Raw genomic sequence first — 10,256 nt, forward strand, 5'->3', positions numbered from 1 at the left:
ACCATTAATGCGATACCAGTGAGGATCCGATGAAGACTATCCGCCGCTGCTTGGCCCTCGGCCTGGCATCAATAACCGGTTTCGGAGTGCTTGCACTCAGCCCCGTCGCAGCTCAGGCGGCGGTTGACCCCCTCCACGATGGCCTCTCCGAAGCGACTGCTGCGGCCTCATGCTGGGAGATTAAACAGAACAACCCGCGCTCGTCGGACGGCACCTACTGGCTCCAGACGGCCACAATGGATGCCCCCGGCCAGTTCTTCTGCGACCAGACGACGGACGGTGGCGGCTGGGTCATGATCGGTCGCGGCCGTGAAGGCTGGGAAACCTGGAGCCAGGGCAAGGGAGACCAGACTCGCCTCCAGACCCGCCCGCGCACTCCCGGCGACTTCGAGGTCGTCCAGGCGTCCCACGAGACTGTGAACGGACTGCTCGGGGGCACCAAAGTTTCTGACCTCCCGGACGGAGTCATGGTCCAGCGTGCCTGGAACCACCGGGGCAGCGCCTACCAGACCGTGCGCATGCAGTTCCCCAAGATGCGCGACTTCATCTGGCCCTTCAAGAGCGCCCATCCCGTCAACGTTAAGTTCAACCGCGAGTGGTGGGTCAACGGCGGCATCGTGTGGGCCGGCTTTGGTACGAACACCAGCTGGGGCTACGTCAACCTGAATGCGTCTCCTCAGAACCAGTACACGATGGGCTTCGGCTACGGTCCCCTCGCGTCCTCCTGGTACGACACCTCCTCCTCGACGTCGTTCTTCCGCCGCAACGGCTCCATCATCAATCCCTACGCGGAGGTCTACATCCGTCCCGAGCTGAGTTCCACGGACTCCTCTTTCCGTGCCATCGGTGACGGCGGCACTGCCGCTGAGACCCAGAAGGCATCGGTCTCCGAATTTGCGACCCCCACGACGTGGGGCGTGACCGGTAACCTCAACGGCTCGATCCAAGAGGGAAGTATCCAGGTCCAGGCCTTCGAACAGGTTGGCTCCACCATGTACGTCGGCGGTAACTTCACCGGCGTGCAGAAGGGCAAGAACGGCTCGGAGACCACCAGCCGTGGCCTGGCAGCCTTCGATGCCACCACCGGTGACTGGACCGGCCAGACCTTCGATTTTAACAACCAGGTGAAGGACCTCGTCGAGCTGCCCGGAGGTAAGCTGCTGGCAGTCGGTGACTTCACCAAGGTCAACGGTGAAACCCACGTCGGAACCGTCCTGATCGACGCTGCCACCGGCCAGATTGATCCCTCGTGGGACCTGCAGATCCGCAACGGCAACGCATCCGTTGTGACCGTTAAAGCCGCGAAGGTCGTCGGCGAACACATCTACCTGGCCGGTGCCTTCACCCACCTGACGGGTAACGGCTCCTCCTCCGTGTACGCCCGTAACGGTGCCCGCCTGGACCTGTCCGGCAAGCCCGATCGCTCGTGGAACCCCGAGTTCAACGGTGCCGTCATCGACATCGACGTGGACGAGAACGACTCCTACCTCTACGCTGCAGGCCACTTCACTCGCGCACACGACCTCGTTGCCGAAAATGCCGCCCGCCTGGGCACCGGTGCGGGAGCTGAGCTCGACCAGTCCTGGTCCTTCCGCCACTCCTACTTCATCGGCAAGTACCAGCAGGCCGTCACCGTTGGTAACGGGCGCGCCTACTTCGGCGGCTCGCAGCACTCGCTGTTCGGCTACAACACCTCCGACATGAGCCGCACCTCCGGGTCCATCACCATGCAAAACGGCGGCGACCTGCAGGCGACCACTGCCTCTGCGACCGGCGTTGTCTACGGCTCCTGCCACTGCTCCGACTACGCTTTCCAGGACGCCTACCAGTACCTCGCCCTCGGCGACACCTGGACGCGCGCCGACGAGATCCAGTGGGTAGGCGGATGGGACCAGGCCACCGGCCGTCAGATCGGCTGGACCCCGTACCGTCTGTCCTCCCTGCGTTCCACCGGTGCCTGGGCCCTCGAAATGGGTGATGACGGTGCCCTGTGGGCCGGCGGTGACTTCAACTTCTCCTACACTTCCAAGACGGACGGCCAGTGGTCCGGTGGCTGGGTGCGCATGCCCGCACGCAGCGCCACCGCCCCCGCCGTGCCCGCCAACCTGCGCGCCTCCGACGGCAACGCGAAGGAGGTGACCCTCAAGTGGTCGTCCGTGCCCGGTGCCGAATCCTACGACATTCTGCGCGATGATCGCACAATCGCCACCACGACCTCGACCTCCATCACCGTGCCCCTGGGAGGCAACAACCGCTTCTTCGTGCGCGCCGTCGCGTCTGACGGCCTGCGAGGTGCCTCGACTCACGCGTACACGGTCGACGCCAACGGCCAGCCGACCCAGCCCGATGACTCGACTATCCTCGTTGATGACGACGCCACCTGGGCGTACCACTGGTCGACCGATGCTGTGTCCGCAGACTGGACCCAGACCTCGTACGACGACTCCTCGTGGAGCCGCGGCACCGCCCCCATCGGATATGGCGCAGCCGACCTGGGTACCACGCTCAAGCCCGGCACGCCCAAGACCCGCCCGCTGACCACCTACGCGCGCACCACCTTCACGGTCGCTGACCCCACCGCCATCGGCGGCGTGAACGTCTCCGTGACGGCTGACGACGGCGCCGTGGTCTACGTCAACGGCACTGAGGTTGTACGCCAGCGCATGAACGATGGTGCCGTCACCGCAGGAACCTACGCGTCTGCCTCCGTGACGACCGCCTCCGCGCGCGCCGACCGTCAGCTGGTCTTCGTCCCCGCGTCCCAGCTCGTCGCTGGAACCAACACCCTGGCCGTCGAGACACACCTCAACTACCGGTCCAGCTCCTCGATGACCATCGACGGCACCGTCCAGGTCGTCGCAAAGGCTGATGTACCCGAACCCGAGCCGCAACCCGAACCCGAGCCGGAACCCGCGCCGCAGCCCGACCCGGACAAACCGATCACCCCGGATCCCGATCAGCCCCTCGAGGTACTCGACGTGTCCGGCGTGAACTTCGGTGAGTTCCTGCCCACCGGACAGTACTGGAACTACTGGAACTCCAAGGATGCTCCTGACGACGCGTGGAACTCCACCGCAGACCTGTCACAGTGGAAGCACGGAGCCAGCCCGCTGGGCTGGGGCGACCGCGACGCCGCTACCCCCTTCGTGCTCGCCGCCTCCGAGCGACCCATCACGACCTACTTCGCCCGTGACGTGAACCTGGGCACCATCAGCGCTGACTTCGAGCTTACCCTCGACGTTCGCGTCGACGACGGCGCCGTCATCTACGTCAACGGAACCGAAGTAAAGCGCGTGAACATGCCGGAAGGTGCCGTCACGAACAACACCAACGCCAAGTCCAACGTGTCCCTCGGCGCAGCCAAGAAGAATCTTGCCACTGTGTCTGTTCCGCGTGATGTGCTCAAGGACGGTGTCAACCGCATCGCGGTCGAAGAGCACGCCAACTACGCTGGAGCTGTGTCCGTTTCCTTCGATCTTAAAGGAAGCCTGCTGAGGTGAACCCATGACTGACAAGTCCCCTTCCGTCGGCGCATCTGATGCCGATCCCGTCTTCGAAGCGATGGCGACGCGCCTGCTCACTCCCGGGCACGCGACCTCATGGCTGAACCACTGGTCCCTCCTGCACGCGGACTTCCCAGCCCTGTCGCGCATGAGCACCATCGGGTTCGACGGAACATTCCTTCAGATGCGCCTGCGGGCCGCAGGGTACAACGTCAGTCGTACATCCACGGATCTCGTGCTTCCCTACGTGTTCGACCGTCTCGAAGACGGCACGCGTATCACGGTGATCGGCACGACCACGGAGGCCGGGCAGGCCGTCGCACAGCGTTTGAGCCGTTTCAACGTCCAGCACATTGACGGCTACGACGGCCTGCGCCGTCTCAAGGCCAACCCGTCCATCCTGACGGACTTTCATCCGCGCCTAGCGATCGTTGGACTCGGTGCGGGGCTTCAGGACGTCGTCGCATCCTGGGTCCTCGAGCAGGTCCCTGACGTGTCCGTCTGTGTGGCCGGTGGCTGGATCGACCAGTACGCGAAGGCTGCGGAGGATTACTTTCCCGACTGGGTCCACAACGCTCGCCTGGGCTGGGCGTGGCGCATCGCGCACGAACCCAAGCGCCTGACGAAGCGCTACACGGTGGAGGCTCTGGACTTCATTGCTCACTGGCCTGAGTTGATTCGTCGCCTTGAGGCCATGGGTACCTTCGACGAGCTGGGCCTCGTCGTGGAGAAGAACGCGTCGCAGGCGTGATACGCGCGGCGTAAGTGATGCTCGCTGAGGCGGGCCGAACCCACGGGTTCGGCCCGCCTCGCTGTCTGTCTTGGCTGTTAGAGGGGTATTTCGTGCTACTGTAAGCGTTCTCCCCGGAATGAGACTGGGGCGTTTGCTCCTGGATAGAGAGTCGGCTGGTTGAGGCGTGAGGTGATGCGGGAAAGGATTACCAGGCGTTCGAAGTCTGTGGACCTCTAGGGTGTCCGACATACGAAGTGCGACACTGTGACGACTTCTGTCAAGTTGGGTGTCGAGCGTAATACGCGGCCTTCAGAGGTGATTCCAAGTGGTCATGACGTCTCGTGAGCCGGTAGGTGATTGTTGGTCATACAGCTGTTGAATATGTGAGTTGTTAGGTGCGCAATAACCGTTATCGAGGTTTTGACACGGGTATAAAACAGCTTCAGTGACGGGTTCAGTGGCGATGGTGTCAAACCCTCGTGGGCCTTACCTGTTTCCAATCTAGCATGTGCTACCACCGCTCTTGCTGTGATGGTGCTGATAGGAGAGCTGGGTTGTCCTGCTGGTCCCTTGAGTCTGTCAGTGCGTATGTCATCGTGGAGTCCGTTATGTGTTGTCGGCGCATGTGATGTTTGTGAGGGTGCTGCTGGCGCTCCTGGCTGACTCTGATTGCGTCGGCGTCTGCCCGTTGTTCCGAGGGCTTGAAGCGTCCTCAAGGCGCTGTGGCGACCTTTTTATAGCGTGCCCCTATCTATGCGGGTGTGCGACTCATTGTGCGCGTCAAAGGGTGAGGCCCGAGCCGTTTGGCTCGGGCCTCACCCTATTTCACACACACGCAGAAAGAATCAGTAGGCTCCCTCATGGCGCAGCAGAGCGGGAATGGTCTGCAGCATGATCCACGCATCGAGCGTGAGGGAACGGTGCTGGGCGTAGGACAGGTCCAGGTGGACTGTCTCGTCCCAGGAAAGGTTGGAGCGCCCGGAGATCTGCCACAGGCCGGTAATACCCGGGCGGACCGCGAACTTGCCCATGACGCGCGGCTCGTACTGCGCAACCTCGCTGGGGAGCGGGGGGCGCGGGCCGACGAGAGACATATCACCGCGAAGAACGTTGAAGAGCTGGGGGAGCTCGTCGATCGAGGTCTTACGCAGCAAGGCCCCGATGCGGGTGACGCGAGGGTCGTTGGCCATCTTGAACATGACGGAGTTGCCGGCGCTGGCGTCGGCCTCGTTGGCCTCAGTCAGCGAGGCCTTCATGGCTTCCGCATCAACGTGCATGGTGCGGAACTTAAACATGGTAAAACTCGTGCCGTCGAGGCCCACGCGCTCCTGCTTGAAGAAAGCGGGACCGCCGTCGTGCAGGCGCACCATCGCTGCAACGATGATCCACACCGGTGTCAGCAGGATGATGCCGATAAGCGAGGCGATAATGTCGCACATGCGCTTGATGGCGTTGTCGGCGGACGCGGCGAAATCCGACGCATGCTCGAATGCGAGAGCCGTCGAGGCGGCGCGTGCAGTTGGCTTCATCAAAGTTGTCATCTGTGCGTCTTCCTTCTACTTCTTCAAATTCAAATACTGTAGGTCGGTTAGAGGAGTGAATCCCCCGATGGTCAGGACATTTACTGAGTAAGTAATCCCTGAGCGCCTCAGTCACCGTTAGGTGTTAACCCTAGTCTATCCATACGGTTAACTTGTTTGCTAACCAAAGGGTTAAGTACAAGCGAAAATGGGCTGTGATTTCACGTATTGAGACTGTCTGTGGAGTCGCGGTGTCGTGTTGGGTGACCGTTCGGTCGATTCCTGACATTTTGGCAGAATGCGCGGGTTAACGGGGAGAGATAGACTTGTACATGCGTCGTGACTGGCGAAATAGGTGGGGTACCACCGGGGAGCGGCGTGCCTGCATCGAGAGCCGCCCGCCTGGGCTTGAAGTTGCCGACATCACATTCGACTGATCAACAGGAGAACCATATGGACTCCCTCAACGACATGACACTGGCGCAGCTGGATCCCGAAATCCAGGCAGTGCTGGACGCCGAACTGGGACGTCAGCGAGACACCCTCGAGATGATCGCATCTGAGAATTTCGTTCCGCGTGCAGTCCTTCAGGCCCAGGGCTCCGTCCTGACAAACAAGTACGCAGAGGGCTACCCGGGTCGTCGCTACTACGGCGGCTGCGAGTTTGTCGATGTTGCTGAATTGCTCGCCATTGAGCGCGCCAAGCAGGTCTTCGGTGGCGACTACGTCAACGTGCAACCCCACGCAGGCGCGCAGGCCAACGCTGCGGCCCTCATGGCAATGGCGAACGTCGGCGACCCGATCCTGGGCCTGTCCCTGGCTCACGGCGGCCACCTGACTCATGGCATGCGTCTGAACTTCTCGGGCAAGCACTACAGGGCGGTCGCCTATGAGGTCGATCGCGAGACCATGCGCATTGAACCCGAGAAGGTTCGCGAGGCGGCCCTCGCCGAGCGCCCGCGGGTGATCATCGCCGGCTGGTCGGCCTACCCGCGTCACCTCGATTTCCAGGCCTTCCGCGACATCGCGGACGAGGTCGGTGCCGCCCTCTGGGTGGATATGGCTCACTTCGCTGGCCTCGTGGCCGCAGGCCTGCATCCGAACCCCGTCCCCTTCGCCGACGTCGTCACGACGACGGTTCACAAGACCCTGGGTGGGCCTCGTTCCGGCATGATCCTGTCCTCGCGCGGCGAGCAGTGGGGCAAGAAGCTCAACACCGCCGTGTTCCCCGGCCAGCAGGGCGGCCCCCTCATGCACGTGATCGCCGCGAAGGCCATTGCCATGAAGGTCGCGCAGACCGAGGAGTTCAAAGATCGCCAGCGTCGTACCCTCGAAGGCGCGCAGATTCTTGCAGAACGCCTGGGCGCTGACGACGCAAAGAACGCGGGCATCAAGCTGGTCACCGGCGGCACGGACGTGCACCTGGTCCTCGTCGACCTCGTCGAGTCCGAACTTAACGGCCAGCAGGCCGAAGACCTGCTGCACGAAGTCGGCATTACCGTCAACCGCAACGCGGTGCCCTTTGACCCGCGTCCGCCGGCCGTCACCTCGGGCCTGCGCATCGGTACCCCCGCCCTTGCGACGCGCGGTTTCGACGCCGAGGACTTCGCGGAGGTTGCGGACATCATCGGTACGACGCTGGCGCAGGGCGCGTCTGGCAGCAATGTTGAGGTGGATGCCCTGCGCGCCCGCGTCAAGAAGCTCACGGATAAGCACCCCCTGTACGCGGGACTCGAGCAGTGAGGGCTCCCTGGGAGGGATCCGCGCGGGTTCTTGATGGCACGGCGACCGCTGCCGCCATCAAGGCCGAACTCAAGGAACGCGTGGATCGCCTGCGCGAGGTCGGGGTCGTCCCGGGCCTCGGCACGATTCTTGTGGGCGAGGACCCCGGGTCCGTTGCCTACGTCGCCGGCAAGCACCGCGACTGTGCCCAGATCGGCGCGGAGTCGATCCGCGTGGATCTGCCCGCCGACGCGACGCAGGAGCAGGTAGAGGCTGCCATCGATCAGCTCAACGCTGATCCGGCGTGCACGGGATACATCGTGCAGCTGCCGCTTCCTCGTGGCATCGACACCAACGCGGTCCTGGAGCGCATCGATCCGGCCAAGGACGCGGATGGGCTGCACCCGATGAACCTTGGTCGCCTGGTCCTGCGCGGTTCGGGTCCCATCGACTCGCCGTTGCCCTGCACGCCGCGCGCGGTCATCGAGCTCGTGGAGCGCCACGGGATCGACCTAGCCGGTAAGAACGTGTGCGTGGTTGGGCGCGGCGTGACCGTGGGTCGTTCGATCGGTCTGCTGCTCATGCGCAAGGAGGTGAACGCGACGGTCGATGTGTGTCACACGGGCACGATTGACCTGGCCGATCACGTGCGCCGCGCGGACGTGATCGTGGCTGCGGCGGGTTCTGCGGGAATCATCACGCGCGACATGGTGGCCCCCGGTGCGGTTGTCCTGGATGTCGGCGTGAGCCGCGTGACGGACGCCGACGGTAAGGCTCGCCTCAAGGGTGACGTCGCGGACGGCGTCGATCAGGTCGCCAGCTGGCTCAGCCCGAACCCGGGTGGAGTCGGGCCGATGACGCGTGCCCTGCTCGTCACGAACGTCGTCGAGGCAGCGGAACGCCAGGCGGGCCTCGGCCCCCAGTAAGCGGACCCTGCCGGTGACAATCGGTAGACACCTGATAACACGCGGGAGGCGCGGCGAGGAATCCAACTCCTCGCCGCGCCTCCTCGTTCCTCTAAACTGAAGAAAACTCGCGTAAGGAGAAAACGATGACCCTGACGGTGACCACCGTGAACCTCAACGGCATTCGCGCCGCCCACAAGCGCGGCTTCCTCGACTGGCTGGGGGCGTCTGACACGGATGTGCTGCTCATGCAGGAGGTGCGAGCGCCCGAGGAGATCTCCCGCGAGATCATGGGCGAGGCCTGGGACAGCGTGTGGGTTCCCTGCCGCATCAAGGGGCGCGCGGGCGTGGGTGTGGCCGTGCGACGCGGGCGCGCACGCCTGGAGGGCGATCCCCGCCTGATCCTCGACGATGCTGAGTCGGACGTGGATTCGGGCCGTTGGCTCGAGGCCGTCGTGCGACCCGAGGGCGGCGAGACCCCGGTTCGTGTCGTCTCCGCTTACTTCCATTCGGGCGAGAAGGATACCCCCAAGCAGGAGGCGAAGATGGCGCACCTGCCGCGCATCGGGGCGCGCATGGCCGAGCTGCTCGCCGAGGAGGCGGATGGAGGCATGTCGTCGCTCGTGTGTGGTGACTTCAACGTTGTGCGCTCGCAGGCCGACATCAAGAACTGGAAGCCGAACCACAACAAGCGTGCCGGTGTCCTCGATGAGGAGATCGCGTTCCTCAACCAGTGGGTGGACGAGGGCTGGCGCGACACTGTGCGCGACCTGGCTGGCGACGTGCAGGGGCCCTACTCGTGGTGGTCGTGGCGCGGTCAGGCCTTCGTCAATAACGCGGGCTGGCGCATCGACTATCAGTACGCGACGCCTGCCCTGGGTGAGCGTGCGCGTTCCTTCGAGATTGGCCGCGCCGACGAGTATGCGGAGCGCTTCTCGGATCACGCGCCCGTCTCGGTGACCTACGACATCTGACGTTTCATCGACGAGGCCGTGGCTGGCCTGGGAGTAGAGGTTTCCTGGGCGGCCGCGGCTTTTCGTGTATGCGCGTGGAGGTCGTGCCTGGCTGTGGTGCCTGTGGGCGGCGGTGGGGCCTGGCCGGGCTTTGAGATCGATCACTCCGAGCGAAGCTCGTGTGTGGCGATCTCGCGGGCGGGCCGCCGCCCACAGGCGCAACCGGCCGGATCAAGTGGACAGGCCTCGCGCCGCCCGGAAGCGTGGCGGTGAAGATGCTGCGTGGAAGTGTGGTGGTGGAGGTGCCGCGCGGAAGCGAGGTAGGCAGGAGTTCAGCGTCCGGAGGCGTCGAAGTCGAAGAGGGCTATTGAGGAATAGACCCCGGATGGGTAGATGCGGTCCAAGCGGAAGCCGGGGACGATCCAGGAGGCTTCGACGGTTGCACCGATGTCGAGGGCCAGGTCGAGGGCGACGTCGTCGACGTCCTGGGCGAGTGTGACGTGTGGGTGGTAGGGGAAGCGTGCTTCGTGGTCGAGGGGGCCGGAGCGGATTTCCTCGGCGATGTCGGTGCAGGCGTTCGCTCCTTCGGTGAGGGTCATGAAGGCGACGTTGGAGATGGGCCGGAAGGAGTCGGTGCCGGATAGGGTGATGCGGAAGGGGGCGTGTCGGGCGGCGATGGCGCGTAGGTGGTCGATGACGTCGGCGCGTGCGTCGCGGGCGACGGGTGTGGGTGGCATGAGGGTGATGTGTGCGGGGATGCGTGATCCGGCGAGGTCTCCGAGGCGTAGGCGCAGGTCTGTCAGGTGTGAGACCCAGGGTTCGGGGATGGCGACGACGACGCCGAGCCAGTCTTGGCCGGGGAGTCGTTGGGGGAGGAACATGTGGCCTGCCTGTGTCGCGGGGTGGGCTTCCCACTGTAC

At 64.0% G+C, this 10,256-nt stretch carries 7 protein-coding genes and 1 riboswitch; of the genes, 5 read left to right on the forward strand and 2 right to left on the reverse strand.

From position 1 onward, the window contains the following. Positions 1-29 precede the first annotated feature (29 nt). Together QZ149_RS06625 and QZ149_RS06630 are read left to right on the forward strand one after the other, a co-directional pair. Positions 30-3,500 (forward strand): fibrinogen-like YCDxxxxGGGW domain-containing protein, encoded by a 3,471-nt coding sequence (locus QZ149_RS06625; protein ID WP_291450541.1) that lies wholly within the window; start codon positions 30-32, stop codon positions 3,498-3,500. 4 nt (positions 3,501-3,504) lie between these two features. Further along, on the forward strand, positions 3,505-4,254 hold the full coding sequence (locus QZ149_RS06630; RefSeq protein ID WP_291450542.1) for a WecB/TagA/CpsF family glycosyltransferase: 750 nt from the start codon (positions 3,505-3,507) through the stop codon (positions 4,252-4,254). Positions 4,255-5,081: 827 nt separating this feature from the next. Here the strand turns inward: QZ149_RS06630 and QZ149_RS06635 are convergent. Further along, the gene (locus QZ149_RS06635) at positions 5,082-5,777 is read right to left on the reverse strand and encodes a sugar transferase (protein WP_291450543.1); all 696 of its coding nucleotides are present in this window, start codon (positions 5,775-5,777) and stop codon (positions 5,082-5,084) included. 308 nt (positions 5,778-6,085) lie between these two features. Beyond that, positions 6,086-6,171, forward strand: a riboswitch (ZMP/ZTP riboswitch). A gap of 38 nt (positions 6,172-6,209) precedes the next feature. Here QZ149_RS06635 and glyA point away from each other — a divergent pair. From glyA to QZ149_RS06650, 3 genes are all read left to right on the forward strand, one after another. After that, positions 6,210-7,499 carry a serine hydroxymethyltransferase gene (gene glyA / locus QZ149_RS06640; RefSeq protein WP_291450544.1) on the forward strand — a complete coding sequence of 430 codons (1,290 nt, stop codon included), beginning with the start codon at positions 6,210-6,212 and terminating at the stop codon, positions 7,497-7,499. Continuing rightward, entirely contained in the window at positions 7,496-8,404 is a 909-nt protein-coding gene (locus QZ149_RS06645; RefSeq protein WP_291450545.1) for a bifunctional methylenetetrahydrofolate dehydrogenase/methenyltetrahydrofolate cyclohydrolase, read from the forward strand. The genes glyA and QZ149_RS06645 overlap by 4 nt, the downstream gene beginning before the upstream one ends. Positions 8,405-8,529: 125 nt before the next feature. After that, positions 8,530-9,357 (forward strand): exodeoxyribonuclease III, encoded by an 828-nt coding sequence (locus QZ149_RS06650; protein ID WP_291450546.1) that lies wholly within the window; start codon positions 8,530-8,532, stop codon positions 9,355-9,357. A 311-nt stretch (positions 9,358-9,668) separates the two neighbouring features. Here the strand turns inward: QZ149_RS06650 and QZ149_RS06655 are convergent, their stop codons facing one another. Continuing rightward, positions 9,669-10,217 carry a 2'-5' RNA ligase family protein gene (locus tag QZ149_RS06655; RefSeq protein WP_291450548.1) on the reverse strand — a complete coding sequence of 183 codons (549 nt, stop codon included), beginning with the start codon at positions 10,215-10,217 and terminating at the stop codon, positions 9,669-9,671. Between the last annotated feature and the right edge of the window lie 39 nt (positions 10,218-10,256).

Source organism: Actinomyces sp. ICM47, assembly GCF_905369875.1.
Classification (GTDB): Bacteria; Actinomycetota; Actinomycetes; order Actinomycetales; family Actinomycetaceae; genus Pauljensenia.